This is a genomic window from Clostridia bacterium (assembly GCA_035561135.1).
In the GTDB taxonomy this organism is placed as follows: domain Bacteria; phylum Acidobacteriota; class Terriglobia; order Terriglobales; family Acidobacteriaceae; genus DATMYA01.
This window is the reverse complement of sequence record DATMYA010000057.1, coordinates 12,810-34,124: the sequence shown is the minus strand read 5'-3', so window position 1 is coordinate 34,124 and position 21,315 is coordinate 12,810. Positions and strand designations below refer to the sequence as shown.

At 57.8% G+C, this 21,315-nt stretch carries 18 protein-coding genes; 4 read left to right on the top strand and 14 right to left on the bottom strand.

What is annotated here, in order from left to right:
- Positions 1–29 precede the first annotated feature (29 nt).
- Positions 30–566 (top strand): hypothetical protein, encoded by a 537-nt coding sequence (locus VN622_12915; GenBank protein ID HWR36763.1) that lies wholly within the window; start codon positions 30–32, stop codon positions 564–566.
- 75 nt (positions 567–641) lie between these two features.
- Here the strand turns inward: VN622_12915 and VN622_12910 are convergent, their stop codons facing one another.
- The 6 genes from VN622_12910 to VN622_12885 all read right to left on the bottom strand — a co-directional run bounded on the left by VN622_12910 (position 642) and on the right by VN622_12885 (position 7,228).
- Positions 642–863 (bottom strand): hypothetical protein, encoded by a 222-nt coding sequence (locus VN622_12910; protein ID HWR36762.1) that lies wholly within the window; start codon positions 861–863, stop codon positions 642–644.
- Positions 824–1,201 (bottom strand): hypothetical protein, encoded by a 378-nt coding sequence (locus VN622_12905; protein HWR36761.1) that lies wholly within the window; start codon positions 1,199–1,201, stop codon positions 824–826. Before VN622_12905 ends, VN622_12910 begins: the two co-directional genes overlap by 40 nt.
- 167 nt (positions 1,202–1,368) lie before the next feature.
- On the bottom strand, positions 1,369–1,593 hold the full coding sequence (locus VN622_12900; GenBank protein HWR36760.1) for a hypothetical protein: 225 nt from the start codon (positions 1,591–1,593) through the stop codon (positions 1,369–1,371).
- A gap of 55 nt (positions 1,594–1,648) precedes the next feature.
- Positions 1,649–2,122, bottom strand: coding sequence for a hypothetical protein (locus VN622_12895; protein ID HWR36759.1), 474 nt, complete (start codon positions 2,120–2,122; stop codon positions 1,649–1,651).
- Between the two features lie 203 nt (positions 2,123–2,325).
- Positions 2,326–4,011: a UvrD-helicase domain-containing protein gene (locus VN622_12890; protein ID HWR36758.1), complete on the bottom strand. Its 1,686-nt coding sequence runs from the start codon at positions 4,009–4,011 to the stop codon at positions 2,326–2,328.
- 235 nt (positions 4,012–4,246) lie between these two features.
- Entirely contained in the window at positions 4,247–7,228 is a 2,982-nt protein-coding gene (locus tag VN622_12885) for a vitamin B12-dependent ribonucleotide reductase (protein HWR36757.1), read from the bottom strand.
- 824 nt (positions 7,229–8,052) lie between these two features.
- On the opposite strand from VN622_12885, the gene VN622_12880 reads away from it, so the two are divergent.
- Both VN622_12880 and VN622_12875 read left to right on the top strand, forming a co-directional pair.
- Entirely contained in the window at positions 8,053–9,075 is a 1,023-nt protein-coding gene (locus VN622_12880; GenBank protein HWR36756.1) for an amidohydrolase family protein, read from the top strand.
- 8 nt (positions 9,076–9,083) lie between these two features.
- Entirely contained in the window at positions 9,084–9,365 is a 282-nt protein-coding gene (locus VN622_12875) for an amidohydrolase family protein (GenBank protein ID HWR36755.1), read from the top strand.
- A gap of 18 nt (positions 9,366–9,383) precedes the next feature.
- Here VN622_12875 and VN622_12870 read toward each other — a convergent pair whose 3' ends face one another.
- From VN622_12870 to VN622_12840, 7 genes are all read right to left on the bottom strand, one after another.
- On the bottom strand, positions 9,384–9,692 hold the full coding sequence (locus tag VN622_12870; protein ID HWR36754.1) for a hypothetical protein: 309 nt from the start codon (positions 9,690–9,692) through the stop codon (positions 9,384–9,386).
- A gap of 91 nt (positions 9,693–9,783) precedes the next feature.
- The gene (locus tag VN622_12865; GenBank protein HWR36753.1) at positions 9,784–10,239 is read right to left on the bottom strand and encodes a low affinity iron permease family protein; all 456 of its coding nucleotides are present in this window, start codon (positions 10,237–10,239) and stop codon (positions 9,784–9,786) included.
- A gap of 156 nt (positions 10,240–10,395) precedes the next feature.
- Positions 10,396–11,007: a superoxide dismutase gene (locus tag VN622_12860; GenBank protein ID HWR36752.1), complete on the bottom strand. Its 612-nt coding sequence runs from the start codon at positions 11,005–11,007 to the stop codon at positions 10,396–10,398.
- Between the two features lie 106 nt (positions 11,008–11,113).
- The gene (locus tag VN622_12855) at positions 11,114–13,225 is read right to left on the bottom strand and encodes a zinc-ribbon domain-containing protein (protein HWR36751.1); all 2,112 of its coding nucleotides are present in this window, start codon (positions 13,223–13,225) and stop codon (positions 11,114–11,116) included.
- 168 nt (positions 13,226–13,393) lie between these two features.
- Positions 13,394–14,035 carry a protein-methionine-sulfoxide reductase heme-binding subunit MsrQ gene (locus tag VN622_12850; protein HWR36750.1) on the bottom strand — a complete coding sequence of 214 codons (642 nt, stop codon included), beginning with the start codon at positions 14,033–14,035 and terminating at the stop codon, positions 13,394–13,396.
- 186 nt (positions 14,036–14,221) lie between these two features.
- Positions 14,222–15,181 (bottom strand): protein-methionine-sulfoxide reductase catalytic subunit MsrP, encoded by a 960-nt coding sequence (msrP, locus tag VN622_12845; protein ID HWR36749.1) that lies wholly within the window; start codon positions 15,179–15,181, stop codon positions 14,222–14,224.
- A 228-nt stretch (positions 15,182–15,409) separates the two neighbouring features.
- Complete coding sequence (locus tag VN622_12840) at positions 15,410–16,852, bottom strand: peptidase M18 (protein HWR36748.1); 1,443 nt, start codon at positions 16,850–16,852, stop codon at positions 15,410–15,412.
- A gap of 136 nt (positions 16,853–16,988) precedes the next feature.
- On the opposite strand from VN622_12840, the gene VN622_12835 reads away from it, so the two are divergent.
- A complete protein-coding gene (locus VN622_12835) occupies positions 16,989–17,795 on the top strand; it encodes a VTT domain-containing protein (protein ID HWR36747.1) in 807 nt (268 codons plus the stop codon).
- Positions 17,796–18,434: 639 nt separating this feature from the next.
- On the opposite strand, the gene VN622_12830 is transcribed toward VN622_12835, so the two are convergent.
- Positions 18,435–21,071, bottom strand: coding sequence for a glycogen/starch/alpha-glucan phosphorylase (locus VN622_12830; protein HWR36746.1), 2,637 nt, complete (start codon positions 21,069–21,071; stop codon positions 18,435–18,437).
- Positions 21,072–21,315 lie beyond the last annotated feature (244 nt).

Here is a 21,315-nt window from a genome sequence, read left to right as displayed (position 1 = left end):
ACGCTACCCAGAGGCTACAATGAGTGCCTATGTCTTCTGACTTCGTTCCCTTTCCTCCGCAGACTCCGCAAGAAGGGCTGGCGATGGTTGGCTTCCGCGTGGACGCCAATGCTGAAGGCCCACAGATTTACACACTGATCGCGTACGGTGGAGAGAACGACCGGCCTTTGCTGAAGAATGGGCGCGTCCTTTTCTTCAGGAGCGCGAAGCAGGCGCAGAGGGCGCTGGAGTTGGCCGACAACAACATGAAGGCCCTTGGGCCTGCGCCGGCCGAGATCGAGATGCTCTGTGACATCGCCGAGGCGTTGCACGTGGTGAACGCAATGGACCTCGACGAGGACGGCGTAATCCTCGATGTTATCGGTTGCTTCGACGATCTTGTGCGAGCGGCGCAGGTGAATGTCCCCGCCGAGTACATGGCTGTGTTGAGCGCGCTCAGCGAACAGTTATTACAAGGGAAAGAGTTTGGGAGCTTCCTGCAAGAGCGCGGCATCGATCGCGAGAAGGCCGAAGACGCCATTATGTGGTGCGTAGGCGCAATCGTCGTCAAGGGAACGGTGCTGTAGGTGAGAGCCGCCTGGGCCCACAGCTAAACTACTTCGCCTGCGCGGATGTGCAACATCCTGGAGATATGCCCCCGCCTATGCGGCTTGTCGCTCGACAAGAGCGGGTCTGCTGCGGGCGACGTTGACGAAGAGTGGGATGGAAGTCAGTGCGCCGACTGCGAGCAGCGCTATTCCAGCGCCCTTCCGCGCATCGCGATTGATCTTGCCGGACATCAGCAACCCAATTCCCATGCCAAGCGCCACACGCGTACCTGCGATCAACATGATGTCGGGAACCGTGAGACTTCTCTCTGCCATCGCCCACCTCCGCTTGCTTTGATGCTGTGAACGTTGCCCACGCAATCCCTCGGGTGCTCAATCGAAGCCGACTTCTCACTTCGCGGGAAGCGGAAGAAGACTCCTGAGAAGTATTCGTTGTTGACGCTGTAGGAGTAGCGCACTTCGGCGCGCATTTTGCCGTCAACGGTGACGAACTCGGCGAACTCGACGGTGCCGTAGACGACGGGCCAGGACTGTCCGGCACGCTCCTTCAACTCGCGGGCGATCCACGTCGCGACGAGGATGAGAAAGATAACAAAGTAGTGGATCGTTGATAGATCTCTGAACGGGTTGAACTCGAAGGTGAAGGCGTACATGGGCGTTTGTTTGTCGCCGAGAGTGTACGCCGGAGAGGGTGGTTAGGGTAGAAGAAACGCTGGGGGAAGCCGAAGACCCACATCTGCCAACGTCAGGCAGATGTGGGGCACCGTCGAGAATGGATTCGGAGAGGTGGGCCACCAGCCCACCCGACCCAGCGTCCTTATCACTGTGTTGAATCGATATCAGACTTGAGGCTTCTTACAAGTCGCTCAAGGATTCTCTTTCTAGCGGGCTCGTCTAAGGAGTTTAAGATCGAGTTGACTTCTTTCCTAACGCGATCAACTTCGTGCTTTTCGGCAATCTTGTCTAACACTTCTTCGCGTTCAAGATCCTCGATTTTCCGAAACATCTCATCTTCAAACGTCTTGTAATCATCTCTTGTTGGCATCGCCTTCTCCCCCATAGTCCCCAATCCAAACTCGTTTCATTTGCTTGGAGTCCGCCTACACGCTTTGTGCGACCGCTTTGCTCGTCCAGCGATAGATAAGGGAATACGACTTGCTACCGGTATCGTGGAGCGGAGAGATAGTGTCCGTCATCTTGATCTGCTCCCAATCGCGGGCATTAGTTTTGTAATCTCCGTAATACATCACGTCAGATACGCGGCGGAAGTGTCTGAACCAAACCCCAATGCGCGGCTCTGTCTCCCGGATGTAGTTGTACTCGCCAGTGATTTGCGCCACCGCAAATGGAAAATGATGGGCGATGATGAGAACCCAATCGCCTTGTTGCATGTCATGGGCGAAAGCCCAATGATCTTTTTCCTTCGTTGGAATCAAATCCTTCCTAATCGTGCGCAGATCGCCGGTATCGGACGCGAAATCAAGTCCAATAAAACCGGCGGCGAGGCTTTCTACGCAGTGCTGCACTGACTTGCCCGACTGATCAGGATGTAACTGCATCCGCCAATAAGCCATCACATCGCTCCCTTTACACTCACACCAACGGAAAAATGGCCTTAGTTTATCGCGGAGAGTGTACGCCGGAGAGGGTGGTTAGGGTAGAGGAAAGGCTGGGGGAAGCCGAAGACCCACATCTGCCAACGTCAGGCAGATGTGGGGCACCGTCGAGAATGGATTCGGAGATGTGGGCCACCAGCCAGACAACAGCGACGACTCGTCTATTTACGACGGTCTACCCTATCCTGCTGTATCCAGTTGAGAAAGGTTGGATCTTTCTTCGTGGACGAGATCAGCACCACTCTTTTCTTTGCCCTAGTAAGGGCAACGAGAAACTTGCACACATCTTGATCCGATATCTTCTTCTTGTCCTTATCCTTCACAAAAAATTGATCATCGAAATGAGTGATGAATACTAGGTCCGCTGCGAGACCTTTGGAGCTCTGCACTGTAGTAGTTTTAACGGCTATTTTCCTAATACCGGAATTGCTAACGTGCTCATCACTACCTATGTCACGACGCAACTCCCGCCGCGTCAATTCGTAAGGACCCAGATCAAGGACTTCCAGCAAGCGCGCTAAATCCTCGTCCTTAACAGTTTTCCCCGCTTTTATGGCTTTTACTACGCCTACTAGCCTTCTGACGTCCGCCCTGATAATACGACCCACGAGATCGTAGATAGGTTTGGTCGCATCTTTGTCCGTCGCCCCGACTATCTCAATGACCTTCTCGGGCTCTAGAAGGAACTTGATCAAAATTCTCCAACCTAGATTGTCTTTGGCGTTTTCAAGGAGTAACCGAAGGGCGTCCAACGTTTCTGCCTGCCGGTCTCCTCGTTTTTCGCTGAGCTCGAGGTTCGAAAACCCTTTGGTTTGAAGGGACGCTGCTAAGGTTCGAGACTGTGTTCGGGTAGGGGAAATCACGAGAACAGAGAACTTGGCCTTCGTGTCCAAGGCCATTGCCGTGATTTCCTTTTCGATGATCCAAGGTATTTGAGATGCGAATACTTGACGATGGATGAGTTGTGGACTTTGGTCGCTTTCTTCGTCCTTCCCCTTAGCGTCGAAGTATCGGTAAGCCTTTTCGATGCGACCCTTCAGTAAGCCTTGCGTTTTTGCGGCGGTAATGATGTCGTTAGTAGCTCCCACAATCACGCGAGTACACCGAGAACAAAAAGGCAAGCTGAAGGCTGCGTAATCGGGCTTTGTGTTTGCGTGCCGCTCACGGATATGTCGTGCGCTGGCGCTTTTGAAATCGTAGAGTGCTTGGTCATCATCACCAGCAATCAACACAGGGCTTCTTTCTGCCAGCAGATCAATCAAGGACACTTCTAATTGATTGAAGTCCTGAAACTCATCAACAACGATCTGTTCGAATGCGGGGATCGCCCCTCTGTTTTTCTCGAGATACCTCACTGCAGCAAAAATCACATCAGAATACCCGTACTGCCCGTAGTACTGCTTCCGCTTTGCAAAGAATCTTATGAGTTCGTTCTCATCATCTCTGTTATTGAATATCGCGTCGAAGTCAATCTCCTTTCCAAGAAGTATCTGTGCGTCATTTTTGACAATCTCGGAAAGCCTCGGCGATATCTTGACCTCTTTTTTCGTTATCTTGGCTAGAAGACCTCGGGCGAAACTGTGCAAGGTCCGAACTTCGGACAGCCCGAATAGATCGAGCGACAAGTCTTCGACCAGGGCATTAACAAACGTGAGTGTTAGGGCGTTTGTTTTTCCTTCGAGAACTTTTTTAAAGAGGAAGGTTTTGCCAGTGCCTGGCCCGGCGACTACTACCTTCTTGTCAGAAGCAGAAGTCAGGACCGCGTCGACATGTCGCTCTCTTTCTTTGGCGGTCTCGAGATACTTATCCGTAAAAGCCGTAGACGATACCGCTTGAACAGTGCTCATAGGCGAAGTTCTCCATTGGAGGGCGAAAACAGTAGCACGGTTCTGAGCGGATGGACAGTAACTAGAAAGCCACCGAAGCTAACGAATTCGAATACGAAATGCGCGAATCGGAATCCGGATCGGTTGCCTCAAATTCAGTAAGAGCAAACGCCTAAGCAGAATCAACAGCTTTCGAGACAAGAAAAGGAGCAGACCGATGTCTGCTCCAGGCAAGGTAAAAGCACCGGAAAAGATGCTAACTACACCCACTCGTACTTCCGCACGACATGCACCGATAGCAGCTGCCATTCCTCGTCATGATGCTTCCGCAAACGTGGCAGCTTGGGGCGTCGCCCATGTCGATGAGTCCGCGCATGGCGTCGGCGGCGTGGTAGGAAGATCCGGCCGGGGGTGCGGCTTTGAGCGCCGGAGCTTCTTTCGTGCTGCTGTGGTCTAGCGCGGGGTGGCCTGGGAATTCGCCGTTCTGGCGCGGGCGCAGGTCATCGAAGAGCGTCTGCTGCTGTCCGGTGAGGAAGCGGAGTTCGAGCCAGCGGAAGATGTAATCCATGATCGACTTGGCGTAGCCGATGTCCGGATTGTTGCTCCAGCCGCTGGGTTCGAAGCGGGTGTGCGCGAACTTCTCCGCGACCAGCTTGAGCGGGACGCCGTGCTGGAAGGCGATGGAGATGGCGCAGGCGAAACTGTCCATGAGGCCGCTGACCGTGGACCCTTCTTTCGCCATGGTGATGAAGATCTCGCCGGGCATTCCGTTCTTGTAGAGGCCGACGGTGATGTAGCCCTCGTGTCCGCCGATGTTGAACTTGTGGGTGATGGAGATGCGCTCGTCGGGCAGCTTGTGGCGGCGGGCGCGCGGCGGAGCGTTCATGTCCTCTTCTTCCTCAACCACAGTGGCGGCCTGGGCGGCCATCTGCGCGAGGGTCTTTGGTTCGGAGCCCTTGGCGGACATGGGCTGCGACTTCTTGGAGCCGTCGCGGTAGATGGCTACGGCCTTCACGCCGAGACGCCATGCCTCTATGTAGGCCTCCATGATGTCTTCAACGCTGGCGCTCTCCGGCATGTTGATGGTCTTGGAGATAGCGCCGGAGATGAAGGGCTGGACGGCCGCCATCATCGTGAGGTGGCCGAGCCAGGCGATGCTGCGCGTGCCCTTCGACGGCTTGAAGGAGCAATCGAACACCGGCAAGTGCTCTTCCCTGATGAATGGCGCGCCTTCGATGGTTCCGGTGGCGTCGATGTAGCTGACGATGGCGTTCGTCTGATCGCTGGTGTAGCCGAGCTTGAAGAGCGCGGCCGGGACCGTGTTGTTCACGATCTTGATCATGCCGCCGCCGACAAGCTTCTTGTACTTGATGAGCGCGAGGTCCGGCTCCACGCCCGTCGTGTCGCAATCCATCATGAAGCCGATGGTGCCGGTCGGCGCAAGGACCGTGACCTGCGCATTGCGGTATCCATGGCGCTCGCCATGGGAGAGTGCTTCGTCCCAGCACTGGCGAGAAGCCTCCAGCAACGCGGCCGGCACGTGCGTCTTCTCGATGTTGTTGACCGAAGCGCGGTGCATGCGGATGACATCGAGGAAAGGCTCGCGGTTCAGATAGTAGCCGGGGCAGGCCGCGCCGGTAATTTCGGCGGACTTGGTGTGCTCGGCGGCAGGCGCGAGCGGCTGGCAGACTTCGGCGATGCGCGACGACTGAAGATAGCTTTCGCCGCACATGATGGCCGTGACGCAGGCAGCGTAGTCGCGTCCGGCATCGGAATCGTACGGCAGGCCTGCGGCCATGAGCAGCGCGCCCAGGTTGGCGTAACCGAGACCGAGCGGACGATAGTCGTGCGAGTTGCGCGCGATGTTGTCCGTCGGATAGCCGGAGTTGTCCACGAGGATTTCCTGAGCGGTGATCATGACGTCAACCGCGTAGCGGTAGGCAGCGATGTCGAAGCTGCCGTTGGGCGCGAACTTCATCAGGTTCAGCGACGCCAGGTTGCAGGCGGAGTCGTCCAGGAACATGTACTCCGAGCAAGGATTGGAGGCATTGATGCGCGCCGTGTTCTTGCTGGTATGCCAGCGGTTGATCGTGGTGTCGTACTGCATGCCGGGATCGCCGCACTGCCAGGTCGCTTCGGAAATCTTGCGCAGCAGATCGCGAGCTTTGTAGGTCTTCACCGGACTGCCGTCGCGAATGGCCTTGGTGGTGAATTCGCGGTCATGCACCACGGCGTCCATGAACTCTTCATTTACGCGAACGCTGTTGTTGGCGTTCTGGAAGAAGATGGAGGAATAGGCTTCGCTGTCCGGCGTGGAGCCATCGTAGCCGGCCTGCATGAGCGTCCACGCCTTGGCTTCTTCCTTTGCCTTGCACTCGATGAACTCGTTGATGTCGGGATGCTCGATATTGAGAATCACCATCTTCGCGGCGCGGCGCGTCTTGCCGCCGGATTTGATCACGCCCGCGAAGGCGTCAAAGCCCTTCATGAAGCTGAGCGGGCCGCTGGCGGTGCCGCCGCCGGAAAGCGTTTCCATCGACGAGCGCAGCGGAGAAAGATTGGTGCCCGTGCCGGAACCCCACTTGAAGAGCATGCCCTCGGTCTTGGCCAGCGTGAGGATGCTATCGAGCGAATCGTGCACGCTGTTGATGAAGCACGCCGAGCACTGCGGATTGGAATAGCCGGTCTTGCCGAACTCGACCTGATGCGTCTCGGGATTCCAATGCCAGTTTGTGGCGTCTGAGTTTGGCTCAATGCGATCGCAACCTACGTTGAACCACACCGGCGAATTGAACGCGGCCTTCTGCTGGACAAGGATGTGAACAAGCTCATCGTGGAAGACTGCTGCGTCTTCGGACGAGCGGAAGTATCCGCCGGCCATGCCCCAGTCGCGAATGGTTTCGGCTACGCGCGTTACAAGCTGGCGGACGCCGGTCTCGCGGTCGGGGGTGCCGACCTGTCCGTGCAGGTATTTCGAGGCCACGATGTTGGTGGCCGTCATCGACCAATCTTTGGGAATCTCAACGTCGTTCTGCTCGAAGATCACGTTGCCCTTGGCGTCCGTGATCTGCGCGGTGCGGAGTTCCCACTCCACTTCATCGTAGGGGGAAGTTCCCGCCTTGGTGAAATAGCGCTTGAAGGAGAGGCCCGGAGCCACCTTTTTCCTGTTCATGTTGCTCGCTGTTTGCTGCGCAGTGGGGGCTACGCCGGTCGTGGTCTTGTTGGATACATCGGCCATCTCTATTCTGCTCCTCTTCATGCGATACGACGAAAACTCTTGGCGCGTTGCGCGCCGGAGAACAACTGGGCAAAAACTACAGCACACGTTCAGGCGTGCGACAACGCCGGGGACGGTATCGATGCCCCGTGTAATTTTCCTTTCAGAGGACAGGAAGCCCATCGCCGCAAGCCGCATAGCAAGCAACGGGAAGGCCGAGGCCCTCAAGAACGGAACGGCTTTGTCCAGTGCCACCGCAGCACTGATCCGAACAAAGCCCAAGCTGTAAAGGATCACCGCACTGAGCCCGTTGCTTGCGTTCAACAAGTAGCGGGGAGTCCGCAAAACATCTCGCCAAGGCGAAATTTCGTGTTGCTATCCAGACCAGGCCGACGCCGTCACCTCTGCCGCCGCCGAACCGGGCCACCCCGGATGTACGTCTTGGGATGCGAACAGTACCTCTCCATGTTGTACGTGTCAAGGGGGTACCGCTATATGTTGTATTTTAAGCCTTTTCGAGCGAAATTCCCATCCGAATGGCCAAAAAGCGAAATCGAGCGGGGCAGACATATTTCCGAAAGCGGACTGCAACCGTATTTTCCCGATTTGTTCCTTGGTCCGAGATGCGAGCGGACTTTTTCGACGAGCCGAATGGCTGGAACAACTGTACTCGCGAGAGTAGACCGCGGTGCCGACAGGGTCAATTACCCATGATTGGTGCAGTATGTGGAAAACCGGGTTGCGAGTCCAGCGTCAATCGGGGCCTAATCGTTTGGACGTTCACAGGCCGGTGATACACTCGCGGGCGCAATTCTGTGGTCACCGCGAGGACATAAGGAACTGAGATGAGAAAGCTCGTGTGTGTTGCAGTCGCGCTGTTTGGCATTTGTGGTGGGGTGCTGGCGCAGGCTCCGCGCAACGATCAGCAGGCGCAAGTGCCGAAGAAGACGACGTACCTTCGGTGCGGCGCGATGGTGGATACAAGGGCCGGCGCGCTGAAGAAGGGTCCGCTGACGATCGTCGTAGAGGGCGACCGGATCAAGGCGGTGCAGAATGGAAGCGCGGCGCCGGCGGCGGGCGTCGATGTGGTCGATCTTTCGCGTTCAACGTGCCTGCCGGGGATGATCGAGACGCACACGCACGTGCTGCTGCAAGGCGACATCACGGCGGCAGACTACGACGAACAGATTCTGAAGCAGTCGATACCCTTCCGCACGCTGCTGGCGTCGCGTGCGGCGCGCCTGGCGTTGCAGTATGGATTCACGGCGTTGCGTGATCTGGAAACGGAAGGCGCCGGATACGCCGACGTCGATTTGAAGAAGGCGATCAACCAGGGCATCGTGCCGGGACCGCGCATGCAGGTCGCCGGACGCGCTATGGACGTGACAGGCGCGTATCCCGTGCTGGGATATGCATGGGAGTTGCAACCGCACTTGCCGAAGGGCGTCCAGGAAGTGGATGGCGTAGAAGGCGGTCGCAGAGCCGTGCGCGAGCAACTGAGCTACGGCGTGGACTGGATCAAGGTTTATTCCGACCGCTCGTACGTGCTTCGCCCGGATGGCGTGCTGGACGACATACCGACGTTCACGGTGGATGAGTTGAAGGCGATCGTGGACGAATCGCATCGGCAGCGGCACAAGGTTGCGAGCCACGCGACAGCCTTGCAGGGTGTGCACAACTCGGTCACCGCGGGCGTCGATTCGATCGAACACGGCGATTACATCGCCGATGAAGATTTCGCAACGATGAAGCAAAAAGGCATCTGGTACGTGCCGACGCTTTTTGTGGGCGAATACGTTGCCGAAGGTCGCGGCGGGGTGTGGCCGAAGATGGTAAGCGTGCATCAGGAGACGTTTCGCAGGCACTGAAGGCAGGCGTGAAGATCGCGTTCGGCACTGACGTGGGCGGCTTCTCCTGGGACGTGAATCCGGCAGTACAGTTCAAAACCATGGTGAAGCTGGGCATGACCCCGGCGCAAGCTCTACGCTCGGCGACGGCGGACGCGGCGGAACTGCTGGGCTGGCAGGACCAGATCGGTACGCTGGACGCGGGCAAATACGCGGACATCATCGCTGTACCGGGCAATCCGCTGGACGACATCACGCTTCTGGAAAAAGTGCAGTGGGTGATGAAGGGCGGCGAGGTTTACAGGAAATAGCTGGGGAGCGGTAGTTAGTCAGTGGCCTGCGCTTTTGGCGCGGGCCTTTTGCTTGGTTTCGCTCGAGAGCGCGTGCTGAGTTCCCTTTGCAAACCTGTACAGGACGGCGCGGACCAGCAGAGCTAGACAAGCGCAGAGGCACACCATCGGCACGAGTTCGTAGCTCACGATTTCTTTCGCCTTCTCCGGCAGATTGGAGATCAGCCGGGTAACCAGGTAAAACACTGCCGATATCGAGACGATAAAAAGAATCGATAGTAATGGATGCTTGATGGTGAAAGACGTTCGCTTGGCTTCCATCGTCTGCATAGTCATCAATAGTGACACGTCATGCGCTGTTTCCAAAACGGAAAGCAAATCCTTGGTTTCGTAAACGCTGACTGACAAGCAACACGATGGGCGCAGCGAGGATTGCGACTTATGCGGCGGGGAGCTTTTTCTTGCTGTGGACGCGGGAGGCCGCCCGGTGCTCGTACTCTTCGCGAATGCGCTCGTAGTGTTTAGTCATATTTTCGAGCTCTTCGTCGCTGAGCTTTTCGATATCGATCATGTCGTTGTGAGCATGGCGAATGGAACGGATGATTTCGTCGAGCTTGAGATGAAGGGCGCGGGCGTCGCGGTTCTGCGTGTTCTGGATCAGAAAAACCATGAGAAAGGTGACGATGGTCGTGGCGGTGTTGATGATGAGCTGCCATGTGTCCGAGAAATGAAAGATGGGGCCAGTGAAGGCCCAGATGAAGATACTGGCACATGCAAGGATGAATATCCACGAAGAGCCGACAAGCGTTGCCGTGCGCGCTGCAAATCGCGAGAAGCTCCGCGAGTTGCTGCCGTTGGCTGGACTTGGAGCCTTTTCGCCGCTACCAAGGGACATGTATATGAGAATCTTCAGAGGTGTTTCGAGGTTGTACGTAACCGATGCCAGTCTGAAGCGCAAGGCACACCAATGCGCCACAACAAAACGCGGCAGGCGATAACGCCTGCCGCTTCACTCGTTCTTGACTTTGGCGGCTAGGACACCCGCCTTGTCCTACTTGCCTGCCTTTTGCAGGCGCTGGTTGATCTCGCTCCAGTTCACGACGTTCCACCACGCCTTCAGGTACTCGGCGCGACGGTTTTGGTACTTGAGGTAATACGCGTGTTCCCAGACGTCATTGCCCATGACTGGGTAGAGCCCCTGAGAGAGCGGGCTGTCCTGGTTTGGCGTGGACATGATCTGCAGTCCGCCATTGCCTTGCACGAGCCACACCCAGCCGCTGCCGAATTGCTTGGCTCCGGCATCGTTGAACTTTTCCTGGAACTGGGCGAAGTCGCCGAAGGTTTTCTTAATCGCGTCGGCGATAGCGCCAGTGGGTTGTCCGCCTGCGTTGGGAGCCATGATGGCCCAGAACATGGAGTGGTTGACGTGTCCGCCGCCGTGGTTGCGCACCGCGGTGCGTACGGCTTCCGGAACGCTGGTGAGATGTCGCAGAATGTCTTCTGGACTCTTGCCCTTGAGCTCCGGCGTTTTATCTACTGCGGCGTTGAAGTTGTCCACGTAAGCCTGGTGGTGCTTGTCGTGGTGCAGGTGCATGGTCTGCGCATCGATATAGGGTTCGAGCGCTTCGTAGGCATAAGGCAGCGGCGGAACTTCGAAAGCCATGATCGTTCTTTCCTCCAAGGCTAGGATGCGCGGGCGATGTATTCGGTTCCAAAATATCGTGGGGCGAGGTAACGCGCGCTGGCCGACGGTTACACGTAATTTGGCTTTACGGTCGCGGACCAGCCTGCGCACGCTCAGTGGACGACATCTGCTGCCACAGCGTATTGCGATTGTGAGCGATCCACTCGCTGCCCGGATCGGCCTGCAGTGCGAGGCTCATCCAGTGGTAGGCAGCGACACGGTCTTGCGCGACGCAGGAGCCAGTGGCGTAAAGCGAGCCAAGTTTGCTTCGAGCTCGCGCGTTCTTCTTGCTGGCGGCGGAGCGCAGCAGGATAAGCCCCTGATCGCAGTTCTGCGTGATGCCGCCGCGACCGGTGACGTACATATCGGCGAGACGCACGGCGGCTTCGGAGTTTCCCTTGCCAACGGCCTTCCAGAGCCATGCCGCTGCGACGGACGGATTGCCAGCGGCTGTTGCCTGGGCAAGCTCGGCGGCTCCGCCCTCGGCAGGTTCGGTGTCGCGCAAGGAGGGCGAAAACTTGCCACGCCCGGACATGGCGGACTTGCCGGGTGCTGCGGATTCCTCGCTGTCGGCCTCGCGTGCGGTGCCGCGCCCGGCGACACCATCCCTAGCGGGCTCTCTGTTACCGGGCTCTCCTTGTTGCACGTCTTCGTTTCGGTTGCTGGCTTTCTGCGCCGTCTCCGGCGTCGTGGCAGGCGTCGAACTGTTGCTGCCGCTGGTCGCGGGCGTTGTTGAGTTTGCAGGCGGAGAATGCGGTGACGCTGACGATTGTTGCGAGTTCGAGGGCGGCTGCGCGTTGTTTGTCGCGGTATTACCTGCAGCACCATTGCCCGCGGCCGCGAGGTTGCCGGATTGCGTGGTGGCCGCGTTCGGATTGCGCGCTGGCTCGACAACGATCTCCGGATTGGAGTTCGCGGTTGTTGACCCCAAATTGGCGGTGGAGTTGGCCGCGGGTCCGGCGGGCGCGGGTTGTCCTCTCTTTAGCGCGAGAGGCAGGCTCATGGTTCCGTTCTGCGCGTAGCGCACTCCGAAGTCGCGAATGGAGCGCCACTGCACTGCCGCCAATATAAGGAGCAGAGCGAGAATGACGAGCGCGACGTTGCGACGCGAGTGCGACTGGCGACTTTCGTCTCCGTATTCAGAGACTTCATCTCCACCAAGGCCGAGAAACGAAGGACCATGAATGGCGGCAACTTCGCGCCGGGGCTCGCTGAAGTCCAGGAACCCGGTACGTGGCGCATCCTGGATGGCTGCAGAGCGTTCGTGGACGGGACCATACTCGCCCGCGAGGGGCGAAACATCCCCGCGCCCGATGCGGACCTCTGCTTCGTATCCAGACTTGTCGCTGATCGAACTGGATGCGGGACTGTCGAGACCAAGGACCGAGCTGTACCGAGGCGGTGCCCCCGTCGCGGACTCGCGCGGGGAGGGAACGTCACCACGACGACTGTCCTGGGACGGCGAGGATTCACGTGGACGAACGGAGCCGCTGTGCTGCTGCGCCCTACTGGCTTCACCAGTTCCGGCGCGTTCTTCCTCGCGTCCTCTTGCGTTCTGCTGGGCCCGGAGTCGGGGATCGAGTTGAGCACGGCGGCGATCGATGCCCGGCTCAGCAATGATGGGAACTTGACGGTCGTACGCTATGACTTCCGGCGCAAGCACGGAGGAATCACGCAAGGGGAGAACCGGCGTGGCCGAATCGGTCTTTAATTCAGGCGACGGAGCATCGGCGAGCTTGCCGTGATGCTCCGTATCGCGAGTCGCTCCCTTGCTGGCCGAGGTTCGCCCAGAGATCGGATTGGGCGCGCAGCTTCCAACGTCAGGCGGATTCTTCTCAGAACTTGAGAGCTGTTGCGAGGTATCCTGCGATGCGCGTGTCGAGTCGATGCCGTGGGATTCAAAGCCAGGCTCGCGCACGTTAGGAGTGGCATCGCGCAACTCCGATACGGCGAGTGCTCGTTCCTGCTCGCGCAACTTCGCCTCCTCTTCAGCGAATGCGCCAGAGGGTGGCACCTGGGAGTTGTAGTCGGCCAAGGACGATAAGTTCTCTTCGGACGGCTTCTGCCGAATGAGACGGTAGAAGTAGTCTAGCGTGCTCTGTGCTTCCGCCGCGTCTATTGATCGGAGCGGCACACCGCAACTGCCGCAAAAACGTTGTTCATCGGAGTTCGGATGATGACAGGCCGGGCAAAGCAAAGTGTCCTCCTCGGACGAAGGGGCTGAATAGTGGCTGCTTTGAGTTGGATGTATCCGGCAGATTAGAGGTGGGTAGAAGCTGTTTTTTCAGGTGCTTCGGCCATACCCCCGCGCCGGGGCCTCGGCGCTATACGTATGCATAGAAAGTACGTAGCGAAAGGTCGCCTTCTAATCGGCGGTGATCGCCGGACGGGCGGCCGGGATGATCATACGGCGGCGGCCGAGTAGCCACGCCGCGACCCTCCAGCCCAGCAGTATCGCAAGCACGCTGGCGAAGATTAGCGGTTCGCGAAGATCCTTCTTGACCAGCCAGATGAAGTGAACGACTCCGGCAAATGCGCTTACATAGATCAGCCGGTGCAGCAATAGCCAGCGCCGTTTTAGCCGGCGAATCCATCCCTGCGTGGAGGTAATTGCAAGAGGGATCAGGAGGACGAAGGCTGTGAATCCGGCGGTGATGAAAGGTCTCTTGTAAACGTCCTTCGCAATCGAGGAGAAGTCGAAGAACTGGTCGAGCCAGATGTAAGTGAGGAAATGCAGCACGCCGTAGAAGAAGGCAAAGAGGCCGAGCATACGGCGGTACTGGATCAACCAATGCAGTCCCGTCATCTTGCGGACCGGCGTAATGGCCAGGGTCACCATAAGGAAGATGAGCGTCCAGTAACCGGTCCGGCGCGTGATGACCTCAATCGGATTCGCGCCAAGGCCTACTGTAAAACCGGCGATCACCAGCCGGGCAAGTGGCACCAGCGCCAAGAGAAATACAATCGGCTTGAGTAGCTTATTTCGACGCACTGTCGTCGAAGGCATTGTTTTCCAAAACAATGTTTTCCGAGATATTGTTTTCCAAGACATTGTTTCGCTTACCGTTCCTTTTCTTCATTGCCTGCATCGTTGCGGGTGACGACCCGTTGGACACAGGGCTTGCACAACTGATCAGACTGCTGGAAGACATCCGGCGTTACACGGAGTTACAAAACAATCCGATCATGTTTGCTAGAAGTTCTTACGCAGGTCCATGCCGGAATAAAGCTGCGCTACCTGATCGGCGTAGCCGTTGAATGGCAACGTCTTGCGCTTGAAGAATTCGCCGAGACGGCGTTCTCTCGCCTGACTCCACCGTGGATGATCGACCTCTGGATTGACGTTGGAGTAGAAGCCGTACTCGTTGGGCGCGGATTTCTCCCATGTGCTCACGGGCTGGTTTTCGACGAAGCGTACGCGCACGATCGACTTGATGCTTTTGAAGCCGTACTTCCAGGGAACGATGAGGCGAATGGGCGCGCCGTTCTGGTTCGGCAGAGTCTCTCCATAGAGCCCGACGGCGAGGATGGCCAGCGGATGCATAGCCTCATCGAGGCGGAGGCCTTCGACATAGGGCCATTCAAGCACGCTGCGCTTCTGTCCCGGCATTTGTTCGGGGCGCTGGACGGTCGTGAACTCGACAAATTTCGCCTTCGACGTGGGCTCGACCTGCTTGAGCAACGCGCTGACCGGGAAGCCAAGCCACGGAATGACCATGGACCATCCCTCTACGCAACGCAGGCGGTAGATACGCTCCTCAATGGGGGAGAGCTTCATGAGAGCATCGAGGTCGAGGGTCTTCGACTTCTTCACCAGGCCATCGACGGTGATGCTCCACGGGCGCGGCTGGAAGGCTGTAGCAAGATTGGCCGGCTCGTACTTGTCTGTGGAGAACTCGTAGAAGTTGTTGTAATGGGTCACGTCCTGCAACGGCGTGACCTTCTCGTCGGTGCTGAACGGGCTCTTCGAGTACTGCAGTTTTGAGCCGGCGTAAGCAATCTCCGTTTGCGAGGACATTCGCAGCAGTGCCGTGCCCGCAATGGCCGTCGCCCCAAATGCAGACGCGCCGATGAGGAACTTCCGGCGATTCATGTAAAGCGATTTCGGTGTTATCTCAGACGAAGGAACATCGGACGGCTTTTTAATGACCATACTGCGCACCAACACTCTTAGACAAAATGCCAAAGACAATAAGTTGGATACGCAGGCGAGCAATTTGATTCACAAAAGGAGAAGCCTGGGGTCAGGAGAACACTTGTGTAGAGGACGACTGATGCGGTTGAGGGTACCCGCGCCAGAAGCAACAATCCCGCGGTGGCCCATGCAAGCCGGATTTGCTTGCATGGGGGAACAGAACAATCCCTAATTCAGAGCAGGACGCTACTTCCCTTCCCAGGGATAGAACGCAGACATGATGCGGTAGAAGTTCCAGACGTCAACTTTGGATGACATCTCGTAGGGAGAGTGCATCGAGAGCAGCGGGACCCCGAGGTCGATAACTTCCATGTCTTGTCGCGACAAGAAGCCGCCGATGGTGCCGCCACCGCCGATGTCCACCTTGGGCGTCTGCGTCTGCCACGGGATCTGGTTGCCGTCCAAGAGGCCGCGTATGGCGGCTATGTACTCGGAGTTGGCATTGAAACCGGTGCCGTAAGCCTTGATGGCAACACCGTAGCCGAGGCGGGCGGCGTTGGAGGACTCGCTGGTGGCCTCGCCAAAAATGGGGTTGTATCCATCGTTGGCGTCGGCGGAGATGACGCGCGAGTTACGCAGTGCTGTGCGCAGGTCGAACTCTGTGTAGTGCTGGCCGCGCTGTGCGGCAGTGAGTTGCGCGAAAGTATTGTTGAGAAAGGCGGAAGACGCGCCGGTATTGTTGACAGATCCTTCTTCTTCAAAGTTTGTCAGATATGCCATGGCAGTAAAGCGCGGAATCGCTTTCATTTCCATGATGGCGCGTGCCGCGCAATACGACGAGAGCCGGTCATCCTGACCATAGGCGCCTATGAGTCCCCGGTCGAAACCGACGTCTGAGGGCGACGCGGCGGGTACAAGTTGCAACTCGGCACTGACCAGGTCCTCTTCTTTGATCTTGTAAGCCTCGGAGAGTTGGCGGAGAACTTCGGTTGCGGCCGAGGACCGCTCGCCCGGCACGCTGCCGAAGACGGGGTTGAGTTCCTCGCCCAGCAACGCATCGTTATACGTACGGGTGCGAAGAGGCTTGTCGGAGTGCACAGCATTATCGGGGATGACGAAGACAGGCTCGCCGGGTTTGGTGCCGAGCGAGACGTTCACGCTGCGACCGTCTGTGGTGTCGATGCGTCCGATCAGCGCGAGCGGGATGTTGGCCCACTGATATTTCTTGATGCCGCCGTAATAGATCGTCTTTAGCAGGACAAAGGAGCCACGCGAAATGATAGGACGCGCTTTGAGATCCAGATGCGGCGAGTCGTGATGCGCTGCGACAACACGCGATCCAGCCGAGAGAGGCTCAGAGCCGATTACGGCAAGAATTACGGCGCGGTCGCGGTTGTTGAAAATGAGTTTTGCGCCGGACTTGACCTGGGCGGCACTGGTGAATTCGGCGAATCCGGCGTCGCGGGCCTGGCGAATCATCTCGCGTGTGGAAGCCTGAGCGGTGCGCGCCGTGTCCAGGTAGGACTTGTACGACTCGGCAAACTGCGAAACCTGCGTGCGCTGCGCAGGCGTTAGCTGCTGCCAGGCGGACTTCTTCGTATTCCAGACGCTGCCGGAATCCTCCTGCGCAGGTGCGGAGAGAGCGAACGCCAGCAGCGCGACGGAAATCACAATGTTACGAAGGGACATCGATAACCTCTAAAAGCCGGTGCGAGTATATATGTCGCTGGATTGGAAATTCCTGTTGTTGGACGCGACAGATAAGAAATCGTAACGTACGGCATCGTCGTGGCATCTCTTGGCGTAGCGCGAAGGTGTTGGCGTAATGAGCGAGACTATCGATTTCGTGGTGCGGCACGGATACGCGGTGCTATTCGTCTGGGTGCTGGCCGAACAATTGGGCGTGCCCGTGCCGGCGGTGCCGATCTTAATTGCAGCAGGAGCGCTGGCGGGCGATGGAAAAATGAGCCTGGCCATGGCGCTGCTCTTAGCTGTATGTGCGGCACTAGCCAGCGATCTGGTCTGGTACCAGTTCGGACGACAAAAGGGCGCGTCTGTGCTGAGCGTGCTGTGCCGCATTGCGCTTGAACCCGACTCCTGCGTGCGACGGGCCGAGGGGTTGTTCGAAAGGCATGGTGCGCGTTCCCTGCTGTTCGCAAAATTCATCCCGGGACTGAGCACGGCAGCGCCGCCTGTGGCGGGAATGTTCGGTATGAGCCTACGGCGATTTCTGCAGCTCGATGCGGCGGGGTCCCTGCTGTGGGCAGCTACGTTCGTGGGTGCGGGATACATCTTCAGCCATCAACTGGAAGCCATCGCCGCGTACGCCACGCAGTTCGGCACAGGCATGGTCGTGCTGGTCGCACTGGCGCTGGCAGCCTACGTTGCACTGAAGTTCCGTGAGCGCCGCCGATTCGTGCGAAGCCTGGGAGCAGACCGCATTACTCCGCAAGAGTTGCTGTCAAAGATGGACGCCCACGAGGAATTGGCAATCGTTGATCTGCGGCATCCGCTGGACTACTTGCCCGATCCGCGCATATTGCCGGGAGCGATTCGCATGACTCCGGAACAACTCGAAAGCCGGCACAACGAGATTCCGCGCGATCGCGACATCGTGCTGTACTGCACCTGACCGAACGAAGCGACCAGCGCCCGTGCGGCGCTGCAACTGCGAAGATACGGAATCACTCGTGTGCGGCCACTGGAAGGCGGCTTCCATGCGTGGAGGCGATTGAACCTGCCGATGCAGGAGATCGCTGAGGCGGCCAGGGCCGCAGGCGAGGGCATCCGCTCCACATAAACAAAGTTCGCGAGAAGCGGCACCAGAGCAACCGAGGTCGGTTTGAAACAAGAAGGTTGTTATCAAAGATGTTCTCACCAGTGTTGTATCCGCTGTATGGGCTGTCACCATTGGAACCGGCGAAGAAGGACTGGCGCTCTACGCCGTAGCGGCTAAAAATCTGTGTACGGTCGCTGAGGTTCCAATCGAGGCGGCCGACCAAGCTGTACGTGTTCTGCGGAGCGCCGCCGTCGGCATTCGATGGAACGGCGTAGCTGATCTATTGAACACAAGCTGGTTGTCGGGAAAACCTAGCAGGAGACTCGGGTCCCCAGGATCGTCATAGACTCCCCTGAGATCACCAACCGTCCATTCCTGGCTACGTGCAGGAGGAGTACCGAAAGCCTTGAAGAACGCCTGCGCGTTTGGGGCTAGTCAAGGCAAGGAAGCTTGCGTCAGGAACCAGTGCGATGCTGGTACCCACTGGTACGTCTAGTCGGCTGGGAGCTCGGCTGTCGTGGAGTCCGTGGCTGCCCCAAACTGTGGGATCGCTTCGGACACCTCCGACCTGCGAGCCGGTTCCAGTTCATCAGCAACCGAAACACCTTGGACGAGCACGGTGGGCGCGGCTCCGGTGGCTGCCATTGTGTAGATTACAGGAGCGGGTTGCGGCTCATAAGACCGGATGCCCCATATGTCGTTGGCGTACTCGCGGATTGTGCGGTCGCTGGAGAACTTGGCGGAACGCGCAGTATTCAGTATGGCTTTGCGAAGCCAGGTGGGGCGATCCTGGAAGTCGCGATCGATCTCGGCATTGATGGCGATGTAAGCAGGTAGATCGGCGACATGGAAATAGCGATCGCCGCGATTGACCAGTTCGTCGAATATCCAGCGGAACATGCCTGGTTCCTGCGGCGAGAACCGGTCGGAGATAAAGGCGTCCAGGATGCGATGCACCTGGGGATTGGTGTCGTAGATCTGGCGCGGATTATAAAGACCATTCTGCTGCATGATGCTGATCTCACTCGCGCGAAGCCCAAAAATAAAGATGTTCTCGGCGCCGACCTCTTCCATGATTTCGATATTGGCGCCGTCATAGGTAGCAACGGTGAGCGCGCCGTTCGTAGTCAGTTTCATGTTGCCGGTGCCGCTGGCTTCCATACCGGCGGTAGATATCTGCTCGCTCAGGTCGGCCGCCGGGATGATGGCTTCCGCTAATGACACGCGGTAATCGGGCATGAACGCGACCTTCAGGCGCCCCTCTAGACGCCGGTCATTATTTACCACGTCGGCGACGTTGTGGATGAGCTTGATGATCTGCTTGGCGGCCCAGTATCCGGGAGCAGCTTTGCCAGCGAATATGATAGTGCGCGGAACCGCAAGCTGCTCGCCGTCCTCCACCACGCGCAGGTAGTCGTGCACGATGTGCAGCAGGTTCAGCAACTGGCGTTTGTACTCGTGGATGCGCTTAATCTGCACATCGAACATGGAGTCGGGATCGGCAATGACGCCAGTCTGCTCCTTGATGATGCGCGCCAGCTTGAGCTTGTTCTGCCGTTTGACGGCGCTGAACTCAGCCTGGAATTCAGGCGATTCGGCGTGTTGCTCCAGCTCGCGTATGTGGCCCAGGTCGGTAATCCAGTTTTCGCCGATGGTGCGACAGAGCAACTTCGACAAGGACGGATTCGCCTTGAGCAGCCAGCGCCGCGGCGCCACGCCGTTCGTTTTGTTGCTGAACTTGTCCGGCCAGAGCTTCGCGAATTCGGGCACGAGCGAACTCTTGATGAGATCGCTATGGAGCTGCGAAACGCCGTTCACGGCGTGCGAACCGATGATAGCCAGGTGCGCCATGCGCACGTGCTTCTCATGCCCTTCCTCGACGATGGACATGCGGCGCAGCTTCTCGGCGTCTACCCAGGAGAAGGCGGCGAGCGAACGCAGGAACTGGTGGTTGATGCCGAAAATGATCTGCGTGTGCCGCGGCAACACGCGCTCCAGCAGCGACACGCTCCACTTCTCGAGCGCTTCCGGAAGCAGCGTGTGATTGGTGTAGGCAAGCGTCTTTTGCGTGATCTCCCAGGCGTGCGTCCAGTCGAGCTGGTGGTCGTCGATGAGCACGCGCATCAATTCGGCGACGGCAAGCGCCGGATGCGTGTCGTTCATCTGGATTGCAACCTGTGACGGAAACTGCTCGAAATCAGTATGCGATTTCAGGTAATGCCGCACGATGTCGCCAATTGCGCAGGCGACGAGGAAATACTCCTGTAGCAGGCGGAGCTCCTTGCCGGCAACGGCGGAGTCGGAAGGATAGAGAATGCGCGAAATGTTTTCGCTCGCAATCTTCTGTTCGACCGCGCGGATGTAGTCGCCGCGGTTGAAAATCTCTATGTCAAAGTCCTCCGACGAGCGTGCGCTGAACAGGCGTAGCAGATTGACAGTGGCACCGTTGTAACCGGCAACGGGCATATCTGTGGGCACGCCGACAACGACCTTGTAATCGCTCCAGCGCTGACGGTAGTTACCTTCGCCATCGCGCGTGTTCTCAACACGTCCGTAAATCGGAATGACGATCGCTTCTTCCGCGCGCAAAATCTGGAACGGAGTGCCCTTCGCCTTCCACTGATCCGGCTTTTCACGTTGAAACCCGTTGGCGATCTCCTGGCGGAAGAGGCCGTATTCATAATCAATGCCGTAACCATAGCCGGGCATGCCGAGCGTGGCGAGCGACTCGAGAAAGCAGGCCGCGAGGCGTCCAAGACCGCCGTTACCTAAGCCCGCATCGGGCTCACTGTCCAGCACGTCGTCAAGAGCGACGCCCATATCGGCAAGCACGTCGCGCATAAGTTCGGTGAGCCGGAGATTGCACAAGGTGTCGCCCAGAAGGCGGCCCATCAGGAATTCCATCGAGAGGTAATAGAGACGCTTGGCGCCGTTGCGCTGGTAACGCTGCCCGGTCTGCAACATGCGGTCGACCAACTGGTCGCGAACGGCGAGCGAGACAGGCACGAACAGCTCGGAAGAGGACAGACTCTCATTACCACGCACAAGTGTGTAGCGTATGTGCCGGAGGATGGCTTCCCGGAGAACCTCTGTGGGTTCCACCTGACTCAAAAAATTAGACGACAACATAGGTATTGGGCCTCAATGCCCGCTCTGCTCGATGAGCACCGGACATGGCAACTCCAAGACCGGCCCATAGATTTTGGAATATCCGCGGGATGATGCTGTGCGAAACGGCTTTCGTCCGGGAGGTGTCCGTTTGCTGTGCACGTGTTTCGGACCAAGATACAAGGATGCACCAAATTGACGAGTCGTGCCGTTCCCAGAGAAAACGTTTCCGAGCATTCTTCTCCGCTGATTGTAAATGAGGCCG

Coding starts and splice junctions, on each gene's coding strand:
- VN622_12830 (HWR36746.1), bottom strand. CDS start 21,071: ATGTTGTCGTCTAATTTTTTGAGTCAGGTGGAACCCACAGAGGTTCTC.
- VN622_12905 (HWR36761.1), bottom strand. CDS start 1,201: ATGTACGCCTTCACCTTCGAGTTCAACCCGTTCAGAGATCTATCAACG.
- VN622_12865 (HWR36753.1), bottom strand. CDS start 10,239: ATGTCCCTTGGTAGCGGCGAAAAGGCTCCAAGTCCAGCCAACGGCAGC.
- VN622_12900 (HWR36760.1), bottom strand. CDS start 1,593: ATGCCAACAAGAGATGATTACAAGACGTTTGAAGATGAGATGTTTCGG.
- VN622_12835 (HWR36747.1), top strand. CDS start 16,989: ATGAGCGAGACTATCGATTTCGTGGTGCGGCACGGATACGCGGTGCTA.
- VN622_12890 (HWR36758.1), bottom strand. CDS start 4,011: ATGAGCACTGTTCAAGCGGTATCGTCTACGGCTTTTACGGATAAGTAT.
- VN622_12885 (HWR36757.1), bottom strand. CDS start 7,228: ATGGCCGATGTATCCAACAAGACCACGACCGGCGTAGCCCCCACTGCG.
- msrP (HWR36749.1), bottom strand. CDS start 15,181: ATGGTCATTAAAAAGCCGTCCGATGTTCCTTCGTCTGAGATAACACCG.
- VN622_12860 (HWR36752.1), bottom strand. CDS start 11,007: ATGGCTTTCGAAGTTCCGCCGCTGCCTTATGCCTACGAAGCGCTCGAA.
- VN622_12915 (HWR36763.1), top strand. CDS start 30: ATGTCTTCTGACTTCGTTCCCTTTCCTCCGCAGACTCCGCAAGAAGGG.
- VN622_12850 (HWR36750.1), bottom strand. CDS start 14,035: ATGCCTTCGACGACAGTGCGTCGAAATAAGCTACTCAAGCCGATTGTA.
- VN622_12895 (HWR36759.1), bottom strand. CDS start 2,122: ATGGCTTATTGGCGGATGCAGTTACATCCTGATCAGTCGGGCAAGTCA.
- VN622_12910 (HWR36762.1), bottom strand. CDS start 863: ATGGCAGAGAGAAGTCTCACGGTTCCCGACATCATGTTGATCGCAGGT.
- VN622_12880 (HWR36756.1), top strand. CDS start 8,053: ATGAGAAAGCTCGTGTGTGTTGCAGTCGCGCTGTTTGGCATTTGTGGT.
- VN622_12840 (HWR36748.1), bottom strand. CDS start 16,852: ATGTCCCTTCGTAACATTGTGATTTCCGTCGCGCTGCTGGCGTTCGCT.